Below are 19483 nucleotides of genomic sequence, written 5' to 3' on the forward strand. Positions count from 1 at the left end.
GCCGACCAAGAATCACCGGCGATGTCCAGGGAGCAGAGTATGAATCCTGACACGCGATACGACGTAACAAAGCAGAACTTCGAAGCGCTGTCCGAGTTTCGGTACGAACTGCGCCGCTATTTGCGATTTTCCGAAGTAGCGGCGCGCGCGGAGGGCATCACGCTCTTACAGTATCTGCTGCTGCTACATATCAAAGGCTTCCGCGATCGCGATTGGGCAACGATTGGGGAATTGGCAGAACGCTTGCAAGCCGCCCCAAACGGCGTCGTCGCCTTGGTGTCGCGCTGCGAGGCGGCAGGGTTGGTGACCCGCTTGCAGAGTGACGCGGATCACCGCCAGGTGGAAGTGCATTTGGTGGCGCGAGGTGAGCGTTGCCTGATGCATCTGGCAGCGCTTCACAAAATCGAGCTCAAGTCATTGGGTTCGGTTTTCAAGATAGCAAAACTGTCGATACCCTAGCCTCTTTTGGCCGGATGGACGCATTTGCTTGCGATGCATGGGCAATGCCGAGATCTCAAACGATGTCCCGCGGAGAAACAAGTCTATCCTTTAGAGATAGCCACCCGCGGCATTCAATAGAAGGAGCTATAAGATGTTCAAGCACGTCCTGCTACCCACCGATGGATCCGATCTCTCCAGGAAAGCTGCGGCGGCTGCCATCGAATTTGCGAAGTCAAGCGGCGCGAAGATCACCGCCTTCACTTGCATGGATGAATATCCCTTCCTGCAATCGAGCGATGCGAGTCACCAGACACGCAAGACATTCGAGGAGCACGCTGCGGCGGACGCGCGTGCTCGCCTGAACCAGATCGTCGCGGTTGCAGAGGCGGAGGGTGTCGCCTGTGGCACCGATTTGACGACCTCGACCACACCATATAGGGACATCGTGACGGCAGCCACCCGACACGGTTGCGATGTAATTTTCATGGCATTCCACGGCCGACGGGGCCTTGCCGGTCTGCTGGTCGGAAGTGAAACGCAGAAGGTCCTCACGCATTGCACGATTCCGGTCCTCGTCTATCGCTAGGACCTTCCGCGGATTTGCTGGGCATGGAAGCGGGCAGAAGGCCAAACGCTACAAGATAGTCGAGCCCCATTGCAAGTGTTCTCGTTGCGGGCACTTGATGAGTCGAGCGTCGAAGAGGTTGCGCAATGTGTCGAAATTCCCAAGGCCACGGTGCGTACCTGCTTTTCTTCCGTGCGCGCGAACTCTTGCGCGAAGCGCTGTCCCGTGCAAATGGATGTCGCGCTTGAAGATGCATTCTCATTTGCAGAAGAGCGCTGTGACCGCATTGTGGAAGCTGTTTTGGCCCTCTCCACGGGCGGTCTCTCCGGGTTATGCCGATGTTGGATTTCATTTTTGGACTGGACGTTTATGCTCGAATCCATCGAGACGCTCCATTGGGGCGCCGTATTCCAGATCGTTCTGATTGATATTTTGCTCGGTGGCGACAACGCTGTTGTCATCGCCTTGGCCTGTCGCAACTTGCCAGTCAGGCAAAGGATTAAAGGCATACTTTGGGGCACGGTCGGTGCCATCTTGCTTCGAGTCTTGCTCATCGCGTTTGCACTCACGCTGCTGGAAATTCCTTTCCTTAAGGTGGTGGGTTGTGTCCTGTTGGTGTGGATAGGAATCAAGCTACTTGCGCCTGAGGAAGATGAGCACGGGAAGATAACAACCGGTGGTACATCGGTTTTGTCTGCCGTCAAAACCATTATTGTTGCCGACTTTGCGATGAGTCTGGACAACGTTATTGCCATTGCAGGCGCAGCCCAGAATACCCACGCGGATCATCATCTGTATTACGTGATTTTTGGCCTGTGTGTGAGTGTACCGATCATTGTGTGGGGCAGCACGCTGGTACTGAAACTGATAGATCGTTTCCCGGTGGTCGTGACATTGGGTGCAGGATTGCTGGGCTGGATTGCCGGTGGCATGCTGATAACTGACGTCGTTGTTGTCGAGCACTTGGGTCAGCCCAGTTCAATGCTCAAATTGACTGTAGAAATCGTCATTGCACTGCTGGTCATTGCCTCAGGGAAATGGCTTGTGGCACGCAGGCGGCGGAACATGTCAGTCAGTGAGAGGTCTGCGGCGACGTAAGGTGTGTCTCTGTCGCAATAAGGGCGTGGTGACGAGCGAAGTGGGCGAGTCAAAAAGTCGCTCAAGCGGCCAAGGAATAGAATTGCTCTGCAGCGGTCGGAGTGCTCCCATCGGGGTACTGCATCTGTCCCTTGGCGATCATATGCATCAACTCGATGCTGAACCGCCCCGGGTTTAGTGGAGGCTCCAACTCTTGAGAGAATGGAGCCTATGAGCAAGCAAACCAAGTATTCCCCCGAGGTCCGAGAGCGGGCCGTACGTCTGGTTCGAGAGCAGCGTAGCGAGCATCCGTCGCTGTGGGCGGCAGTCGAATCCATTGCACCGATGATCGGTTGCACGAGCCAGACGCTGCTAGGGTGGGTCAAGCAAGAGCAAGTCGAGAGCGGCGAGCGCGACGGCGTGACCACGTCGGAGCGTGAACGCCTCAAGGCGCTGGAGCGCGAGGTAAAGGAACTGCGCCGAGCCAACGAGATCTTGAAGTTGGCGAGCGCGTTTTTCGCCCAGGCGGAGCTCGACCGCCGTCTGAAGTCCTGAAGGCCTTTGTCGATCAGCATCGCGACGTCTTCGGGGTCGAGCCGATCTGCAAAGTCTTGCGGATTTCCCCGTCGGGCTATCGGCGCCATGCTGCGCAGCTTCGTGATCCGTCGCGGCGCTCTGCAAGATCCAAACGAGATGAATTGCTGCGACCCGAGGTCAAGCGAGTCTGGCAGGCCAACATGCAGGTGTACGGGGCCGATAAGGTTTGGAAGCAGTTGAACCGCGAGAGCATCACGGTGGCGCGCTGCACGGTCGAGAGGCTGATGAAGCAGCAGAGTTTGCGCGGCGTGATTCGCGGCAGGCGGGTTCGCACGACAACTCCAGATACGACAGCAGCGCGCCCGCTGGACCTGGTCAATCGTCAGTTCAGGGCCGAGCGGCCGAACCAGCTCTGGGTTTCGGACTTCACCTATGTTTCGACATGGCAGGGCTGGCTGTACGTTGCGTTTGTGATTGACGTGTTCGCCCGACGCATCGTCGGCTGGCGTGTCAGCTCGTCGATGACCACGGATTTCGTTCTGGACGCACTTGAGCAGGCGCTTTACGCTAGCCAGCCTGGCAATGATGGATCTCTCATCCACCACTCCGATCGGGGTTCGCAGCACGTCAGCATTCGCTATAGCGAGCGCCTGGCCGAGGCGGCCATCGAACCATCGGTTGGTAGCCGCGGCGACAGCTACGACAACGCATTGGCTGAGACGATTAACGGCCTGTACAAGGCTGAGCTGATCCATCGTCGTACTGCCTGGAAGACGCGTGAATCCGTTGAACTGGCCACGCTGGAATGGGTAGCCTGGTTCAATCCATTTGATTACACACATCTCAGTCGTCAAGTTCACGGGCGTACCTGAGGCCTGCGGCGAAATCCACCACTCGCTGCAGGCCTTGCCAGATGGTCTTGACTCCGGGTTCGCCGTCGCCTTTGCGCGCCAGGAAGCCGCCGAGCATAGCGACCAAGCGCACGACCTCGTTCAGACGCGGTGACGTCTTCGGCGGCTTCTTCTTGTTGAGAATGAATGCCGCGCGCCATTCATCGCGCTCGAACAACAGCCCTGCATCCAGGTCCGGGCAAGTTCGGCCCAGTCGCATCAACCGAGCGATGCGCCATGCCACCACCATGAACAGCGCCAAGGCACGCTCAAGCCGTGCCATCGATGCGAGTTGCAGCGCCTCGACCCGACAGCCGTTCTTGAGCACGTGACAGAATAGTTCCACTTCCCAGCGCGCGCGGTACCAGTCAATAAGCTGTGCTGCTTCGTCAAGGTCGTCCACCTCGCGATTACTCAGCAGTCGCCATTCAATCGGTTTGACGCCGGCCGGCGGGTCGACCTCCCGGGCTACGATACACGTGGCACTCACCACGCCGCCTGCAGCATCAGGCAACGCGACACGTTGTGCCCACACCTGCTGCCGTACCGCGCGCGCTGGCTGAGCCTGACGGGCTGCCAGCGTAAAGTGAATCCTGCCCACTGGCTCACCCGCAGTTACTTGGTCCCACAGCTTGCCGCCGCCAGGCAAGGTGCGATTGTGCTGCGAGCGCAGTAGCCAATCCGCCGGGTGGCCCAACTCCTTCGCTTTGACCATCAGCGCCATGATGTCCGACTCCCGGTCAGCCACATAGACGAGTCGCGTGGCAGGCAGTGCGGCCGCCTGTTCGGCGACTCGCTCATATCCTTCGGTCCAGCGGGTACTTTCCTTGATGCCGGGGCGCACGCCATCCGCACCCTTTGGCTCGCGCGCCCACATGTAGGCGTCAAGCACGCCCAGCGGTTCGCGCGATGGCGTTACCGCGTAAGTCGGGTGCAGATACAGCCCGCGTTGCGCCTCATACGACAGCGGCCCCAAGCCTGTGATGGTCTGGCCGTTAAAGTCCAACTCCGTGGTGTCTTGGATGCATAGCACCACTTCGCAAGCTCGCATCCGCTCGGCCGAACTCTGCCAGTGGGGCGCCAGAATATCGCGCCAGTCCAGTTCATCCTGAGCCAGGAAGCGGTACGCCGCAGCCGTTTCCGCCCACCCGCCGCATGCGCTGGGTATGCTTGCCGTCGGCTTCTCTGCGAGCCGCTCCGCTAGCAGCACCGCCCGTTTGTTCAGGCGCTGGTCGCCCAAGTCAATGTCCTTGAATTCTGCCGCTGCCCAACTCGTTGCCTCTCGCTGCATGTGCCGCCCAAAATGCAAGAGTGAACGACAATCCGAAGGAGTTTACAACCCCACCCGCTATGTCATTGACCGTAAACGACTTTTCGCGGCACCCCATGGGGCATGACTTGTGTGTAATGAGGTGGGATATACCAGGCGGGCATTCTTTCAGTCGTCTTGGCAGGTGCAATTGACATGTTTTCGCTTCCTTCTAATGTAGACGGGGAATTCCATCAACGATTGTGCGATGTATCGACCAATCCCGAATTCCCCTGTCCATCCAACGCCCGCTTCACAATGGGCAGTACGTCAGACGCCAGCAGCTCTATCACCTGCGCCACCTTCGCATAGGGCAAACCGCCAATGTCAATCTGCGCCAGAAAGCGCTGGTGGCCAAACAACTCGTGTTCATAGAGAATCTTGTCCGCAATCTCCTGCGGGCTGCCCACAAACAGCGAGCCGCGCGGGCTGGCCAGCTGCTCGTAATCCCGCCGAGAAATCTCCCACCCCCGGTCACGCTGCGGCAGGTTGTGCCGCATGTAATGCGTATAGTGGTGGAAGAAGTCGTCGCGGGCGCGTTGTGAGTCTTTTTGCACATGCAAGTGCCCGGAGATCGCCACCTTCAACTCGCCAGGTGCATGCCCGGCTGCGAGGCCCGTGTGACGATAAAGGTCAATAAAGGGTTTGAAGCGTGCGGGCTCGCCGCCGATATTGGCCAGATTCAAAGGCAGCCCCGCCTGACCCGCGCGCACTGCGCTTTGGGGCGTGCCACCGGCTCCGATCCAGATGGGGAAATGCTGCGAGGCGGGGCGAGGAGCCACTTCCACGCCATCTAAGGAAGGGCGGAATTTGCCTTCCCAGGTGACGCGCTCGTTTTGGCGCAACTTGAGCAGCAGATCCAGCTTTTCGTTGTACAGCGCTTCGTAGTCGTCTAACGCAAATCCGAAGAGCGGGAACGACTCAATGAACGCGCCGCGGCCTGCCATCAGTTCCGCACGTCCTGATGACAACAAATCCAATGTCGCAAAGTCCTCAAACACGCGCACCGGGTCCGCAGAGCTGAGGATGGTGACCGCACTGGTCAGGCGGATGTTGCGGGTAACCGCAGCAATGGCACCCAGCACCACGGTGTGGGCCGATACGGCGTAGTCGGAGCGGTGGTGTTCGCCCACGCCAAAGACGTGCAGGCCGGCTTCATCGGCCAGCTTGGCGGCGGCCACAATTTCCTTGAGACGCTGCTGTGCTCCTTGCGGGCCGCGCGCATTGGCGCTCAAGTCGCCGAAGGTGTAAATGCCGAGTTCCAAGATAACGATTCCTCACCGGTTGAAGCGTGGCCTGCATAAAGCGTAGCTGGTGCATCAATTTTCGCAGCGCCAGCATGGCAGCAGCGGGCATCCGTCGGCAGGGTCTTGACGGGCGCGACTCGTTCCCGAATCATTCAAAAGATTCGAATGCGCCAGGCACCTGACAACTGTTGCCCACCCTCAAAACTCCACCATCGCAAAATCCTCCTTCCCCACATCGCACTCGGGACAACGCCAATCAGCCGGAATGTCTTCCCAGCGAGTGCCCGGCGCGATGCCGTCTTCAGGCCAGCCGGAGGCTTCGTCATAGACCCAGCCACAGATGATGCAGACCCATTGCTTGAACTCGTTGCTGGCGGCTTCTGCTGCGGGCTTGGCGTCGGCGGCACTGGCGGACTTGGTCACCGCGTCTTCCTGCTCTTCCAGACTGAACACCAGCGGCGACGACGGCGTCTGCTCGCTGTTGCGCAGGCGCGCCTGCAAGTGCGTGTACAGGGCGTGAGCTTCTTCGGTGGTCAGGTCGATCCAATAAGGATCGCCGGCGCCATTGTTCAAGCGTTGGGGGGAAAACTGGATTTCTACTGCGGTGCCTTTTTTATACATGCGACAGGGATGATGGAATCTGGTGTCTGCCGGCGGCTGCCGTGGGCCGCGCCGGCACAGTGGGCGAATGGAAGCACCGCGCTCCGGCTCAGCGGTGCATCGTCAGTACGACGGAGGCGAGCAGGCCAAGCACGGCGACAGGCCCAAAGTCGAAGGGCGAGAGGTCGGTGTGGGGTTAGCCTGAGGCGGTGGGTTGCGTCGATCAGGCCAGCGCGAGCGGGCCGGCCAGCCATCGCGCGAAGTCGCTGACGACCTGCTGGTTCAGGGTGTGGCCGATCGGATAGCGGCGGTTCTGGTTGGGCACGCCCAGCGCAGTCAGCCACTCTTTGGCGCGCTCGGCCCAGGCCACTGGCAGCTTGTCGTCGAACTCACCGTGGGCGATCAGCGCCGACAGTTTGGACAGTGCCTCGCGCGGCGCGAGATGCGGTTCGATCTCGGGCAAGATACGGCCGCTCAGCACTGCGAAGCCGACCACCTCTTGCGGCGCGGTTAGCGACACGCTGGCGCTGAGGATGCCGCCCTGGCTGAAGCCGGCGATCACCGTGGGCACGCGCTGCGCTGCAGCCTTGGCATCCTGCGCGTGGAAGCTGCGCACCAGCGTGATCAGTTGCTGGCGGCTGCGCTCGGCCTGCGCTGCGTTGATGGCCGGTGCGCCGCTCTGGAAGCTGACTTCGAAGAAGCCATGCTGGCGCGGGCCGAAGGCCAGCGGGCCTTGTACCAACGCTATCTGCACGCGCGGGTCGATGTAGCTCGCCAGGGGAGCGAGGCCGGTCTCGTTGCTGCCGACGCCGTGCAGCAGCAGAAGACGCCCGGCGGGGACGCCATCCGTATCACGCAAGCGATAGCGCAGGCCGGAGGCAGCATCCTGCTGCAGCGGGCCGATGTCTTGTGGGGTGGTGTTCATCTCGATTCCTGTGTTCAAGGCTTGGGGGCGAAGCCGTTGCTCAGGCCGCCGCGCTCGCGCCGATCGCATACGACTCCATCGACAGGACGCCATAGGTGATGCCGCCGTCGATCACCTGCAGCGGCTCGCCCGTGCTGGCCGCGCCCACGGCCACCAGCAGCGGCAGGAAGTGCTCGTCGCTGGGGTGCGCGCGCACGGCATGCGGCGCGAGGCTGCGGTAGTCGATCAGCGGCTGCACGTTACCGTGCCGCGTGGCGGCCTGCACCGCACCGCGCACCCAGCGGGTGAACTCGGCCACATAGGGCGCCTCGCCGCCGCCATGACCGCGGAACTCGTTGAGGTTGTGCGTCATGCTGCCGGAGGCGACGATCAGCACGCCCTCGTCACGCAGCGGCGCGAGCGCGCGACCCAGCGCCAGCGCGCCGGCAGGGTCCAGCGGATGCGGCAGCGACACCTGAAACACCGGCACGTGCGCATCGGGTAGCAGGTGGCGCAGCGGCACCCAGGCGCCGTGGTCCAATCCGCGCTGCGGGTCCAGCCGCGTGGGGAAGCCGGATGCCTTCAGCAGTTCGGCTGTGCGCGCGGCTAGTGCCGGATGGCCGGCCACCGGGTATTGGAGCGCATACAGCGCGCGCGGGAAGCCGCCGAAATCGTGGATGGTATCGGGCTGCGCGTTGGTGCTCACGTGCACTTCGCGCGGCGTCATCCAGTGCGGTGACACCACCAGCACCGCTTTCGCGGGCGGCAGCGCGCGCCCCAGTTCAGTGAGCTGTGGGCCGGCCATGCCCGGATCGATGGCGAAGGTGGGCGCGCCGTGCGAGATGAACAGCACGGGCAGAGTGGTGCGGGGGGCGGTGGCGGTAGCGGACATGACGGTATCTCCTGGATCGTCGCGACGCGAGGCGCGCGACAGCGCGCCCAGCCGGCGAGAAAGATCGCAGGCAGTTTATTAGTTTCACATCGGCCGATAAACCGCCTATTCTGTGATTTATCATCCCGATAATCGAGACAATCTATGAAAACGTGATGGATAGAGCCCTGGAAATGACTGTGTTCACCGCCGTGGTCGATGCGGGCAGCTTCGTCGGCGCCGTGGAGGGACTGCGCATGTCCAAGGCGGCGGTGTCGCGCCATGTGGATGCGCTCGAGCAGCGCCTGGGCGTGCGGCTGCTTCAGCGCACCACCCGCCGGTTGTCGCTGACCGAGGAGGGACGCATCTTCTACGAGCGCGCCAAGGAAGTGCTAGGGGCGCTGGACGACGCCGAGTCCGAGGTCAGCTCGCGCACACTGGAGCCCAGTGGACTGGTGCGCATCAACGTGCCGCTGACCTTCGGCATCCTGCACCTCGCGCCGCTGTGGGCCGCGTTCATGGAGGCACATCCGCAAGTGGACCTCGACATCACACTGAACGATCGCGTGGTCGACCTCGTCGACGAAGGTTACGACCTCGCGGTGCGCATCGGCGACATGCCCAGTTCCGCCCTGATCAGCCGCAAGCTGGTCAGCACGCGCATGCTGCTATGCGCCACGCCGCGCTATCTGGAGCGGCACGGCACGCCGCTGCATCCACACGACCTCGCGCACCACCGCGTGCTGGCCTACACGAACTGGTCCGATCGCGACGAATGGCATTTCGACGGCCCGCACGGCAAGGTCAGCGTGCGCACGCGTGCGCGCGTGCACACCAACAACGGCGACACCTGCCGTGGCATTGCCCTCGGGCATGGGGGCATCATGCTGCAGCCCAGCTTCATGCTGTACGAGGACTTGCGCAGTGGCGCGCTGGTGGAGGTGATGCCTCAGTTTCGCGCTGCCGAGATCGGCGTGTACGCGGTTTATCCCACGCGCAAGCAGCTGCCGCTGAAGGTACGGCGGCTGGTGGATTATCTGGTGGAGGCCTTTAAGCACGTGTCGTGGGAGCCCGGCGGCCTCCACGTGCTAAGCAGCGCCGCTGACGATTGAACGGGTGGTCTTATGCAAGTGCTCCAGCCAACGGCGTACAGCACTGTGCCGATCACCGGCAGTGCCTGCGGCCCAGCTCCTTCGGTATGGCCGGAATTGCAAGCGCAGGTGCGTCGCTTTTCTTCTCGACAGGGCGCGGCATCGGCATGACTTCCGCGTGCAGACAGCCGGTCGGCTCCGGTTGCTGCTTCAGTCCGTCAGGAAACGCTGCGCGAGCAGTGCCCAGTAGGCGGCGCCGATGGCGATGTTGTCGTCGTTGAAGTCGTAGCCGGGGTTGTGCACCATGCAGGCGCCTGCGCTGTGGCCATCGCCATTGCCGATGAGCAGGTAGCTACCCGGGCAGCGTTCCAACATGAAGGCGAAGTCCTCGCTGCCCGGCAGAGCGGGACCTTGCGGCACGACACCGTCCGCTCCCAGCAGTTCGAGCGCCGTGCGGCGTGCGAATTCGGTCTCCTGCGCCGTATTGACGAGCACCGCGTAGCCTTGCCGGTAGTCGATCTCTGCGCGCACGCCATAGCTTTCCGCCTGCGCTTGCACCAGGGCCTTGATGCGCCGCTCCAGCATGGCGCGCACCTCCCGGTCCAGCGCACGCACGCTGATCTCCAGTGTGGCCTCCTGCGGAATCACGTTGTTGGCGCGGCCGGCGTGCATGGCGCCGACGGTTACCACCGCCATCTGCAGAGGATCGACGTTGCGCGCGACCACGGTCTGCAAGGCCAGCACGACGCCGGCCGCTGCTACCAGCGGATCGGCCGCGCGGTGGGGCAGGGCGCCGTGGCCGCCCACGCCCCGGAGGGTGACGGTCGCGTAGTCCGACGAGGCCATCATTGGCCCCTCGCGCAGCACCAGCTTGCCCTGCGGCATGCCCGGCATATTGTGCATGGCGAACACGGCGTCGCAGGGGTATTTCTCGAACAGTCCTTCCTCGATCATGCGCAGCGCGCCGCCCAGGCCTTCCTCGGCCGGCTGGAAGATCAGGTTGAGCGTGCCCGAGAACGCCGCCTCGCGCGCCAGGTATTCGGCGGCGCACAGCAGCATGGCGGTATGGCCATCGTGTCCGCAGGCATGCATCACGCCGGCGTGGCGGCTGGCATGGGGCAGCCCGTTCGCCTCGTCGATCGGCAGGGCATCCATGTCGGCCCGCAGGCCAAGCCGGCGCTTGCCGTTGCCGCGCTGCAGCCTGCCGACCACGCCAGTGCCGCCCAGGCCGCGCTCGACTTGGTAGCCCCATTCCACCAGGCATTTCGCGACAGCGTCGCTGGTGCGATGTTCCTGGAAGCCGAGTTCGGGATGCTGATGTTGCCGATCGCTAAATCGGCCAAGGGTGACCGCTATATCCGCCAATGATCAAATCGATCTAACTGATTGATTCATAATCGATTTCTACCGCGTTTGTGACGTCTACCGCTGTTGCTCGTAGGCAACGCGTTTTGGGGCGCGGCGTCCACTAATACCGCCAACCCAGGTCGACCGTTCAGTAAATCGCCTAATGTGTGTAAGACCACGGTCTTGAACATGGCGATGAGGATTGCAACGAAGCGCGAACTTGCGATTGCGAGGGTCTTACGTTCACTTGGAACTGCTCCCCTCTCGCTTAAGCAAGCTGAGAAGGCTGGCAAATTGCTTAGAATCCATTGGGCGACGGTTTATCACTTGCGCCGGCGCTTCCTCGCGGATCCTGTGGCGAGCGCGTTGATACCTTATGACCGGGGACCCAAAGTAGGAAAGTCGCGTCTAGCAGCGACTGTCGAGGAAATCGTGAGTGAGGTCCTGACCGATTGGCTGCCGCGACAGCGTCATCTCGCTCATCCGCTCTTCGAGCTCGTCGTCGAAATTCGGAAGCGATGCGCAGCGGCAAGCGTTTGTCCGCCAAGCAGATCTACCATTTCGCGACGCTGGGCCACCCATCGAAAAGAAGAGGCCCTTCGGCTCGCAACGCTGCCGGGTTCTGAGATTCCGCCAGGTCATCTGGTGGCGCGCTGTCCGATGGATATTGTGCAAATTGATCACACGCTGGCCGATTTGATGCTGGTGGATGACGCGAGCCGACGCCCAATAGGCCGGCCATGGCTAAGCATAGCCCTTGATGTTTCGACAAGATGCGTCGTCGGAGTATACGTTGGGATGGACCGCCCCAACGCGGCAACGGTTGCATTGCTATTGACCCGCGTTGTCTTGCCGAAGGATGGCTGGCTCGCCAGCCTCGATGTGAGCGTCGATTGGCCGATGCACGGCATTCCACAGCTACTTCACCTCGATAACGCGGCGGAATTCAAAAGCAGGGCATTGCGAACGGGGTGTCGGGAATACGGTGTCGAACTGATGTACCGACCTGCGGGGAGACCGTACTTCGGGGGCCATATCGAACGTTTGATGAGGACCATCATGGAACGTGTCCACAGTTTGCCAGGGTCGACTGGCTCGTCACCCAAGGGCCGCAAGGCCAGACCGCCAGAGAAAGAAGCTTCCTTGACGATCCGGGAGTTTGAGCGGTGGCTAGTTCTCGAGATTGCCGAACGCTATCACCACAACGCTCACCGCGGGCTGCAGGGCGCCACTCCATTTTCGGAGTGGGCGACGGCGGGCCAAAAGACGCCTCCACGCTTACTGCCCAATGCGGCGCCTGAACCATTGCGCTTTCTAATCCAGTTCTTGCCGATGACTTATCGGACCGTGCAGTCAGATGGGCTGACGCTGTTCTACCTGCGGTACTGGCATCCAATATTTGCCGCCTGGCGGGCGACCAAGCAGAAAGTCATTACAAGATACCACCCTGAGGATCTCTCCAGAATCTTTGTCAGTGTCGACGGAAAGCACTACGTTGAAGCAACATTTGCGGACTTGCGTCGTGGCCGGGTGTCATTGTGGGAGCAGCGCAGTGCGTTACGGCGCTTACGATCCCAAGGCAAAGAGTATGTCACAGAAGCGAAGGTATTTGACGCGATTGATGAGCAACGTCGGATTGTCTCCCACGCTAGATCGCAAACGTTAGGAGCAAATCGTCAAGGCGAAGCTCTGAAGGAACTGTCGCCACAGAGCCTTGGCGAGGCGCCAAACTCGGTACGTGCAAACACATTGGACAAGCAATCTGAGCCGGCAGTGGACTACAACAAGCCGCCCCCAGTGTTCAATGTCGAGCCGCTGTAATTGCAATGCGCCCGCTGCTAACACATCTGCTCCCGGCCGCGAGAGAGCTGGCTATGTGCGACGATGGTGTCAGAATTAAAGGCTTGGCACGTAGCCATTGGATAGATTACCCGCGCGCAACCCAGGCACTGGAGATTCTCGAGCGTCTCCTCCAAACACCTCAGCGGGAGCGTATGCCGTGTCTGTTGCTGCACGGAGATTCCAACATCGGTAAGACGCAGATTGTCTCCAAGTTCCAGCGTCGTCATCCACCCGAGTACGACGAAGGGAAGGGCGTCGAGTTGCGAAGTATTGTTGCCATGCAGATGCCACCGACACCGGAGCAGCCGAGGTTCTATTCTTCGTTGCTCTTCGAACTGGGTGCTCCCTTCAACGCGGCGGCAAGGCTATCAGCGCTTGAGAACCTGAGTCGTGCCTTGCTTCGAAAAGTCTCGGCGCGCATGCTGATCGTCGACGAGGTTCATCACTTGTTGGCAGGCAACTATCGGGAGCAGCGTGCATCCCTGAATCTGCTGAAGTTCCTCGCCAATGACTTGAAAATCGCGGTTGTCCTCGTTGGCACTCAAGACGCCGTCTTGGCGCTCCAAACGGATCCTCAGATGGTCAGTCGATTCGCCCGTTTCGAGGTGCCGAGATGGCAGGAGACGGAGGCATTTCGTTCTCTTCTCGCAGCCTTCGAGATGATTTTGCCGCTTCGACGTCCGTCGAATCTCGCACGGCGAGAGATCGTACATGCCATTCTGACTGCAAGTGGAGGGCTAACCGGGGAAGTGTCGCGTGTCTTGACTGTTTCCGCAGAACTCGCGATCCGGGATGGGAAGGAGGCCATCGACCTGGGTCACATAGAGAATGCAGCGCGAACCCTGCTCTCCTGAGGGTGTCAGGCCTTGGCCCGTTGCTCCGCGTCCATTCGATGACGAAGCGTTTGGCGGTTGGCTCGGTCGCCTGGCCGCAAGGTATCAGATCAGTGTTGACCAGTTGTGGCAGATTGGCGACCTTGGTGCGTTTCCGGCGTTGACCAATTCTGGCTGGCTGCTATTTCCCCCGATGGACGAGCAGGCACTGTGCCGCCTTGCGATGCTGACTCATATTGGTATGCCAAGGCTCGAGGCACTTCAAACACCTATGGCGTGGGTGTCAGACCGAGATCAGCTCCCATACTGCTTCGACTGCCTGGTTCTGAATCCCGTCGACGTTTTCTCGCCTCGCTGGAAGCGGGATTGGCTGGATCCGCACACGGCTGTCTGCCAAGTCCCTGGCCACAGACTGAATACGCTTCCGCCATGCACGCTGCGCATCTGCCGCAACCTCACTGCGGTGCTCCGTGCGATCGGCAAGCGACAGCGCAAGAGGTAGGCAAGAGGGTTGAGATCCCGATATTGGCGGAAATTGTGACCGCCATTGGCGGAAATAGCGCTCTGCAACATGAACCTTGGAGCGCGGGTCGCATCAACCTCGATCTTCAACAGCTGAAGGCCGAGACAGCCGTTGCACGCATTGACGTTGCGCGGAGGGCACCCCTCCGTCGTCACGATAAGATACTGATTCTTAACAAATTTCGTCTGCAGCAACAATCTTGTCCGGAAGCCGCTGGTTGAGCTTGGGTGGGCGGGAACGAAGACAACAGGCTTTAAGACCAGAACAAAAAAGCAGCTTGCTCCGGAACACTTTGAAGTAAATCAGTCCTCATCGGTCGTGCGAACGCGCAGCTGGGTTGGTGTGAAACCCTCCGACGTCATGCTGCGTGCTTCGCAAAAGCCTCGCCATACGCGCCGTATCAACTGATCCAGCCCGCTGGCCGAGTAGCCTGCCGTGTCTCCGGCCAAGCGCTTATCAAGCCCGCGCGTGGTGGCGGGAAGTACAACGGGAGCAAGCAGGGCGGCCTGTGCGGGGGGAGTTGTCGTCGTCCAGCCGCGATCAGCCCAATGCGCCTGCAAAGCCTTCCAAGTCGCTCCGTCTAGCGTCAACGGGCGCCGGCGCGAACCGGGAAGTTTGAGCTTCTTCGCCTGCTCTGTGACTTCCAGACAAGCGCAGCGAAGCCCAACCAAGTCTGTCAGCTGCATGTCTGCAACATGCAGGAGCAGCGCCACGGCCCGCGCAGCCCGGTGTTGCGCGCTTTGTCCAGTATTTCCCAGCCAGTCCAGGAAAGCTGCAATGTCGGGAGCGGCAAGCGAAGGCCGCTCCCGGGCAGTTTGCGCCCGCGTAGCACGCTCAGCCACTGCTGGCAGGCGCACCCGCCGTCCGGCCTTGCCCATCGCCCGCAACAACGCGCGAATGACGCGCAATGCAGCAGCGACCGAACCGGTGCCCAAGGGGCCTTCAAATGGCCGCCAGTGCATTTTGTCGCGCGGCCCACTGGGTCCGCACCAGAAGCTAGAGGGCTGGGGATCCGCTAGAAATGCTTCATACGCATCAAAATCTTCCGCTTCCAGCATTTCCAAGTCTTTGCCACGCCCGGCACTCCACAACAGTAGCCTCTCAGCCTCGCGCCGATAGCTGCTGCGCGTATGCGGCGCGCGGGCTTGTAGCCAACCTTGCACAAACACCAGGTCAGCCGTCAGCGCACGCTTGACCACCGTATCCGGATCCGGCGCAAGCATGCGCTCAAGCGGCACCGGATAGGGCATGCGCGGGCCCAAGGTCAGCGGCAAGAGCGCCTCCCGCTGCGCGTGCGCCGAAGGGGGGAGGACGTAGGCGCGGATGGCCACCTCGCCCAATGGTTGGCGTTGCCGCATCAGCCAATTGGTGATGATCTCCGCCGACTGTGCCCCAATACGCGGCACCGTGCGCCACCAGCTGCTGCCGCGCTGGTTTGCCAACGCCGTCAGATCGGAGATCTGCCGGAGGTTGGCCGCCTTCAGTCGGCGCGCCAAGCTTGGTTTGAACCACAGTGAAACCTCATGGTGGGCTTGCGGGTAGCCTTGACCAAGCTGCTCGAGCGAGGACAGGGCGTCAACGCGCCGGGTCATACCCACGTCCGAGCGCGCGCGCAGCGCCTCGAACATGGCTGCGATCTCGGGCCGGTTATGCTGCAGGGCGAACTGCACCAACCGGTCGCGCAGCAACAGGATGCGCTGGATCGCTTCCGGTTCGCTTAAGCCTTCGTCGACATCTGGGTCCAGCAGATAGCGGTTGGCGATGTCCACGGGCCGCATACCCTGAGCGTAAGCACGCACCACGGCAAATTCTGTGCGTGTGAGCTTGGTGGCGGCAAGCTTTTCGAGGTCTTGAGCCATGGGGAAAGGTAGAGCTAAGTGCTTGAAGTACAACAAAAATCAGCCAGCGCAAATCCGAACCGGCCTGAAACTACCTCTGAACGGCGCGCCGACGCCACGATCCGGCGGTCGCGCGGTTCTTTTTCTGGCAATCGGGAGCAAAAAGGCTCATGCCTGGTCTTGCGCGATGAGTCTCGCTTCCCGGCTGCCTGCCCCAGCGAGTCGCCCAGCGCACGACTCAGTGCGCAAACTCCCTTGCGTGGAGGAAGGCGGCGTGCTTGGGCGCGCGCTTGGTCTTCGACCACTCTTCAAGCATGTCCCACTTTACGGCATCAAGACGGCGGATCATCGCCTCTTCGTCGGAATCCGGACACGCGAGTTCGATCCGATGGCCATTCGGGTCGAAGAAGTAGATGGAATGGAAGGCACCATGATCGGTTACGCCTAGCACGGGAACGCCGTTGGACTCCAGGTGCCCACGAAACTCCAGCAATTCGGCTCGATCCTTGACTCGAAACGCGATGTGCTGGACCCACTCTGGCGTGTTCGGGTCACGCCCCATCGCCGGCTGCGACGGCAGCTCGAAGAAGGCCAGGACGTTACCCTGTCCCGCGTCGAGAAAGATGTGCATGTAGGGGTCCAAGGCCTTGGTCGAGGGCACTTGGTCCTCGGCGATGGCCAAAACGAAATCCATCTTGAGCATCTTCTGGTACCACACGTGAAGTGTAATAACAGTGGTAACTCAGGGACTGACCCACAAGGCCAATTAGATCAATAAGTTAGAGTTTCTTGTGTGGGCGTCCGTACCAACATTGCGACGATTTTACGAGTAGCAATCTTGCTACTCTATGACTGCGCGAAGTAATGTTGAAACTCTCGCTTGTCGCTTGCTTCGTAGCATCTTTACTACTGTGTCTGATGTCGACCCGGATCCCTCACGCCAGTACAGCCGTCCACTAGCCTTCGCCCGCAATGGATGGCGGCGGCGCATTGAGGTGTTCAGCCCAAAGCTTGGGCGTCGGTTGAGCCTCGGCAGCTATGACGCTTATCGGACCTGGCTGATGATCGAAGCCAATCCTGCAATCGAAACGTTCACGGAACGTCCGGCCTGGGTCGGCGATGACGGTAGCGCAGTGATTGCTTTCTGGGTTCGATCCCGAGACGCGACGGCTGGGGAGTTCTGGCTGATAGAGCGCCGTCGTGCCGAGGATGGTAGCGAGCCAGAACCTGATGAACTCTTGTTTGAAACCAATACCTTGCATGGTCTCCCTGTCCGCGTCATTCATCAATCTGAACTGCAAACCTTGTCTGTGCCGATCGCCAACTGGTCGCGCATTGTCCCGTACCTCGTCAGCTACCGGCAATTTCGCGCCCCTGTGCTCGAGCAGGCCATCGTGGTCTACCTGAATAAGCCGAGGGAGTTGGATGCGATCCTTGAGCGCTTCCCCGAACACGACCCGGGGAGCGTGGAGGCTTCACTTTTTGCCTTGTTGGCATCCGGCCGCGTAGTCAGTCCTGACTTGGTGGTAGCGGCACTGAGCGGAGCGACTTCGTTTCAAAGGGCATAGGGGAGTGCAAATGGTCGAGCCGTCTCGCCGAATCGATCCGAACGCAATTCGTTTGTCGGATTGGCCCCAATTGGACGACCGAGCTCTCAACGACGAAGCGCGGACGACGTTTGGACAGCGTCGCGACGCGATTGAGGCCTATACCAGCGGTAGCTCCCTTCTGCATATCTACAAGACCTGGGGCATCCACCGTTCCACGCTACATCGTTTGGTCCGTCGAGCACTGAGCGCACACCCGGACGGTCGCCTGTGGGGCTATCGCGCATTGGTGCCGCATGTCCACGTACAGGCCTATGAACGAAGCAAGGCGCCTCATGCGATTGCGCACGGCAAAGCGGGAAACGCAGGGGCCTTCGGACAGTTGCTGCGGCGTCACCGTAATCTGGCCACGCAGTTGCGGAAAGAGATCGAAACGAGAAAGGTCCATTTGCAGCCCGGTGAGAAAGGCCGTCTGGTTGGCCTCAAGGCAGTGATACAACGCTTCCACCAGTCCTGCCGTGAATTGGGTCTCGGCGCTGGCGACTATCCGCTGAACCAGCATGACAAAGCTGTTCGTTCACTGGCCCGCACACTCAGGGAGTGGCTTCAGGATGATTTCGACTTAGCTGCGCGCGCTGCCGGCCAAAGGATCAAGCCCGCATCGGCGCTGCGGCAGCTGCCTGAGCGGGGTAGCGCAGACGCGTTCGATACCGTCGAATTTGACGCCCATAAGATGGACGTGCGCCTGAAGGTAATCGATAACGATCCTCTGGGCGGCGAACAAAGCTATGAGATCGAGCGCGTCTGGTTGCTGGCCATCATCGACGTTGCCACGCGCTGTCTCCTGGGCTACACCATGTCGTTGGGTCGGGAATGTAATCGCTTTGACGCCATCGAAACCTTCAAGCGCGCCGTGACACCGGCGAAGGTCCCCGAACTCACGTTGCCGGGCCTACGCCTGCTGCCTACCGGTGGGTTCGTCTCGCAGGCCTTGGAGCAAACCAGCTACGCCTGCTGGCGACAGATCCGGCTAGACAATGCGCGAGCGCACTTGGCGGCCACCAGCCTCGATGTCGTCTGTGAGGCGTTGGGTTGCGTGGCCGATTTCGGTCCGGCGTATCAGCCCGATGACCGACCATTCATCGAGCGCTACTTTGGCACGGTCACCGCAACACTTTCGCGGCGGCTCCCGGGGGCGATACGAGGAAAGGATGCGGCAAAGGCCATGCTGAAACGTCTGCGCGACCCGGACGACACTCTGCGGCTGCTCGTCACCACGCAGGAACTGGAGGAGCTGCTGCATGTGACGGTGTGGAACTACCACGGCTCGCCTCACGCTGGTCTGGGGGGGCTCACCCCATTGGAGATGATGCACCGGCACGTGCTTGGCATCGGTCGCGACGCGATCCGATTGCGTCTGATCCCCAAGCCGCTACGGGAACATCCTGAACAGCTGCATGACCCGGTACTGTGCCGCGTCCATGGAAACCTCGGCCGCGGTGAACGACCATACATAACCTTCTATCACGTGCGCTACACGAGCGAGAAGCTTGCCCGAAGCAGTGGCTTGATCGGCCAGCGGCTGCGCATCCACTATGATCCGTCAGACTTGCGGCAGCTGTGGGCCAGTACTGAAGACGGCCACATGTTGGGCAGTCTGTTCGCTAGCGGCAAGTGGCGTGACGAACCGCATTCGCTGCGGGTGCGCCAGCAAATCTTCAAGGCCAAGCGGGCGCGCGAGCTCGACTTCGGCCCAGGCGACAATCCCATCGAGGTCTTCCTTGCCCTCAGACGCAAGCAGGCCGCAAAGCGCAGGAGGGCGGCCAGTGATATCGCGCAGGTGCAGCGCGAGCGCCGGACAGCAAAGCCTCCTCCCTCATCTGCCGAAAATGAAACGGTGACAACGGCACAGCCATCTTCGCTGCTGGCCAAGGGTCCCGTTAAAGGCAAGGCGTTGCGCATTACCAGGGGGTACACCCGCTGATCGTTGGGGCACGCGCGAAAACGGGCGCTGGCCGGGC

17 protein-coding genes, 2 pseudogenes and 1 other annotated feature are annotated in these 19483 nt (G+C 61.0%); of the genes and pseudogenes, 10 read left to right on the plus strand and 9 right to left on the minus strand.

Going from position 1 to position 19483, the window contains the following annotated elements; translation table 11 throughout:
- The first annotated feature begins 39 nt into the window (after positions 1-39).
- The 3 genes from AC10V3_RS36490 to AC10V3_RS36500 all read left to right on the plus strand — a co-directional run bounded on the left by AC10V3_RS36490 (position 40) and on the right by AC10V3_RS36500 (position 2104).
- On the plus strand, positions 40-459 hold the full coding sequence (locus AC10V3_RS36490) for a MarR family winged helix-turn-helix transcriptional regulator (RefSeq protein ID WP_490924584.1): 420 nt from the start codon (positions 40-42) through the stop codon (positions 457-459).
- 133 nt (positions 460-592) lie between these two features.
- Positions 593-1027 (plus strand): universal stress protein, encoded by a 435-nt coding sequence (locus AC10V3_RS36495; protein ID WP_490924585.1) that lies wholly within the window; start codon positions 593-595, stop codon positions 1025-1027.
- Between the two features lie 348 nt (positions 1028-1375).
- Positions 1376-2104 carry a TerC family protein gene (locus AC10V3_RS36500; RefSeq protein WP_490924675.1) on the plus strand — a complete coding sequence of 243 codons (729 nt, stop codon included), beginning with the start codon at positions 1376-1378 and terminating at the stop codon, positions 2102-2104.
- A 61-nt stretch (positions 2105-2165) separates the two neighbouring features.
- On the opposite strand, the pseudogene AC10V3_RS36505 reads toward AC10V3_RS36500, so the two are convergent.
- Positions 2166-2261 (minus strand): annotated as a pseudogene (locus tag AC10V3_RS36505) (IS6 family transposase); the annotation flags it as partial.
- Between the two features lie 53 nt (positions 2262-2314).
- On the opposite strand from AC10V3_RS36505, the gene AC10V3_RS36510 reads away from it, so the two are divergent.
- Positions 2315-3492, plus strand: a protein-coding gene (locus tag AC10V3_RS36510) for an IS3 family transposase (protein ID WP_490924586.1) whose coding sequence is annotated in 2 segments (ribosomal slippage) — positions 2315-2603 and positions 2603-3492 — 1179 coding nt in all. Because the reading frame shifts where the segments join, the coding sequence is not laid out codon by codon here.
- Positions 2593-2709 (plus strand) — a sequence feature (AL1L pseudoknot). (Overlaps the previous gene by 117 nt.)
- Here AC10V3_RS36510 and AC10V3_RS36515 read toward each other — a convergent pair.
- The 5 genes from AC10V3_RS36515 to AC10V3_RS36535 form a co-directional block, all read right to left on the minus strand.
- Positions 3464-4801 carry an IS4 family transposase gene (locus AC10V3_RS36515; RefSeq protein ID WP_490924587.1) on the minus strand — a complete coding sequence of 446 codons (1338 nt, stop codon included), beginning with the start codon at positions 4799-4801 and terminating at the stop codon, positions 3464-3466. The two genes, AC10V3_RS36510 and AC10V3_RS36515, sit on opposite strands and share 29 nt — an antisense overlap.
- Positions 4802-5013: 212 nt before the next feature.
- The gene (locus tag AC10V3_RS36520) at positions 5014-6084 is read right to left on the minus strand and encodes an LLM class flavin-dependent oxidoreductase (RefSeq protein ID WP_490924588.1); all 1071 of its coding nucleotides are present in this window, start codon (positions 6082-6084) and stop codon (positions 5014-5016) included.
- Between the two features lie 180 nt (positions 6085-6264).
- On the minus strand, positions 6265-6687 hold the full coding sequence (locus AC10V3_RS36525) for a rubredoxin (protein WP_490924589.1): 423 nt from the start codon (positions 6685-6687) through the stop codon (positions 6265-6267).
- 202 nt (positions 6688-6889) lie between these two features.
- The gene (locus AC10V3_RS36530; RefSeq protein WP_490924590.1) at positions 6890-7591 is read right to left on the minus strand and encodes an alpha/beta hydrolase; all 702 of its coding nucleotides are present in this window, start codon (positions 7589-7591) and stop codon (positions 6890-6892) included.
- Between the two features lie 40 nt (positions 7592-7631).
- Positions 7632-8462 carry a dioxygenase family protein gene (locus AC10V3_RS36535; protein WP_490924591.1) on the minus strand — a complete coding sequence of 277 codons (831 nt, stop codon included), beginning with the start codon at positions 8460-8462 and terminating at the stop codon, positions 7632-7634.
- Between the two features lie 155 nt (positions 8463-8617).
- On the opposite strand from AC10V3_RS36535, the gene AC10V3_RS36540 reads away from it, so the two are divergent.
- Positions 8618-9553, plus strand: a complete 936-nt coding sequence (locus AC10V3_RS36540; RefSeq protein ID WP_490924592.1) for a LysR family transcriptional regulator — start codon at positions 8618-8620, stop codon at positions 9551-9553.
- 189 nt (positions 9554-9742) lie between these two features.
- Here the strand turns inward: AC10V3_RS36540 and AC10V3_RS36545 are convergent.
- Positions 9743-10852, minus strand: a pseudogene (locus tag AC10V3_RS36545) (M20 aminoacylase family protein); the annotation flags it as partial.
- 459 nt (positions 10853-11311) lie between these two features.
- Here AC10V3_RS36545 and AC10V3_RS36550 point away from each other — a divergent pair.
- The 3 genes from AC10V3_RS36550 to AC10V3_RS36560 are packed head-to-tail and all read left to right on the plus strand — an operon-like array spanning position 11312 to position 14056.
- Positions 11312-12700, plus strand: a complete 1389-nt coding sequence (locus tag AC10V3_RS36550; protein ID WP_490924593.1) for a transposase — start codon at positions 11312-11314, stop codon at positions 12698-12700.
- Positions 12701-12705: 5 nt separating this feature from the next.
- A complete protein-coding gene (locus AC10V3_RS36555) occupies positions 12706-13575 on the plus strand; it encodes a TniB family NTP-binding protein (protein WP_011154320.1) in 870 nt (289 codons plus the stop codon).
- Positions 13550-14056, plus strand: coding sequence for a TniQ family protein (locus AC10V3_RS36560; protein WP_490924594.1), 507 nt, complete (start codon positions 13550-13552; stop codon positions 14054-14056). Before AC10V3_RS36555 ends, AC10V3_RS36560 begins: the two co-directional genes overlap by 26 nt.
- 323 nt (positions 14057-14379) lie before the next feature.
- On the opposite strand, the gene AC10V3_RS36565 is transcribed toward AC10V3_RS36560, so the two are convergent.
- Positions 14380-15936 (minus strand): phage integrase family protein, encoded by a 1557-nt coding sequence (locus AC10V3_RS36565; protein WP_490924595.1) that lies wholly within the window; start codon positions 15934-15936, stop codon positions 14380-14382.
- Positions 15937-16153: 217 nt separating this feature from the next.
- Positions 16154-16645 (minus strand): VOC family protein, encoded by a 492-nt coding sequence (locus tag AC10V3_RS36570; RefSeq protein ID WP_490924676.1) that lies wholly within the window; start codon positions 16643-16645, stop codon positions 16154-16156.
- 331 nt (positions 16646-16976) lie between these two features.
- Here AC10V3_RS36570 and AC10V3_RS36575 point away from each other — a divergent pair, with 331 nt between their 5' ends.
- Positions 16977-17483: a hypothetical protein gene (locus AC10V3_RS36575; RefSeq protein WP_490924596.1), complete on the plus strand. Its 507-nt coding sequence runs from the start codon at positions 16977-16979 to the stop codon at positions 17481-17483.
- A gap of 10 nt (positions 17484-17493) precedes the next feature.
- Positions 17494-19446 (plus strand): TnsB C-terminal domain-containing protein, encoded by a 1953-nt coding sequence (locus AC10V3_RS36580; protein ID WP_490924597.1) that lies wholly within the window; start codon positions 17494-17496, stop codon positions 19444-19446.
- The last annotated feature ends 37 nt before the right edge of the window (positions 19447-19483 follow it).

This window comes from Cupriavidus sp. PB-02 (assembly GCF_058252315.1).

Excerpts from the sequence above, each read along its gene's own strand:
- AC10V3_RS36500 (WP_490924675.1), top strand. The coding sequence starts at position 1,376 with ATGCTCGAATCCATCGAGACGCTCCATTGGGGCGCCGTATTCCAGATC.
- AC10V3_RS36530 (WP_490924590.1), bottom strand. The coding sequence starts at position 7,591 with ATGAACACCACCCCACAAGACATCGGCCCGCTGCAGCAGGATGCTGCC.
- AC10V3_RS36565 (WP_490924595.1), bottom strand. The coding sequence starts at position 15,936 with ATGGCTCAAGACCTCGAAAAGCTTGCCGCCACCAAGCTCACACGCACA.
- AC10V3_RS36490 (WP_490924584.1), top strand. The coding sequence starts at position 40 with ATGAATCCTGACACGCGATACGACGTAACAAAGCAGAACTTCGAAGCG.
- AC10V3_RS36540 (WP_490924592.1), top strand. The coding sequence starts at position 8,618 with ATGGATAGAGCCCTGGAAATGACTGTGTTCACCGCCGTGGTCGATGCG.
- AC10V3_RS36580 (WP_490924597.1), top strand. The coding sequence starts at position 17,494 with ATGGTCGAGCCGTCTCGCCGAATCGATCCGAACGCAATTCGTTTGTCG.
- AC10V3_RS36495 (WP_490924585.1), top strand. The coding sequence starts at position 593 with ATGTTCAAGCACGTCCTGCTACCCACCGATGGATCCGATCTCTCCAGG.
- AC10V3_RS36535 (WP_490924591.1), bottom strand. The coding sequence starts at position 8,462 with ATGTCCGCTACCGCCACCGCCCCCCGCACCACTCTGCCCGTGCTGTTC.
- AC10V3_RS36525 (WP_490924589.1), bottom strand. The coding sequence starts at position 6,687 with ATGTATAAAAAAGGCACCGCAGTAGAAATCCAGTTTTCCCCCCAACGC.
- AC10V3_RS36560 (WP_490924594.1), top strand. The coding sequence starts at position 13,550 with ATGCAGCGCGAACCCTGCTCTCCTGAGGGTGTCAGGCCTTGGCCCGTT.
- AC10V3_RS36515 (WP_490924587.1), bottom strand. The coding sequence starts at position 4,801 with ATGCAGCGAGAGGCAACGAGTTGGGCAGCGGCAGAATTCAAGGACATT.
- AC10V3_RS36575 (WP_490924596.1), top strand. The coding sequence starts at position 16,977 with ATGATCGAAGCCAATCCTGCAATCGAAACGTTCACGGAACGTCCGGCC.
- AC10V3_RS36555 (WP_011154320.1), top strand. The coding sequence starts at position 12,706 with ATGCGCCCGCTGCTAACACATCTGCTCCCGGCCGCGAGAGAGCTGGCT.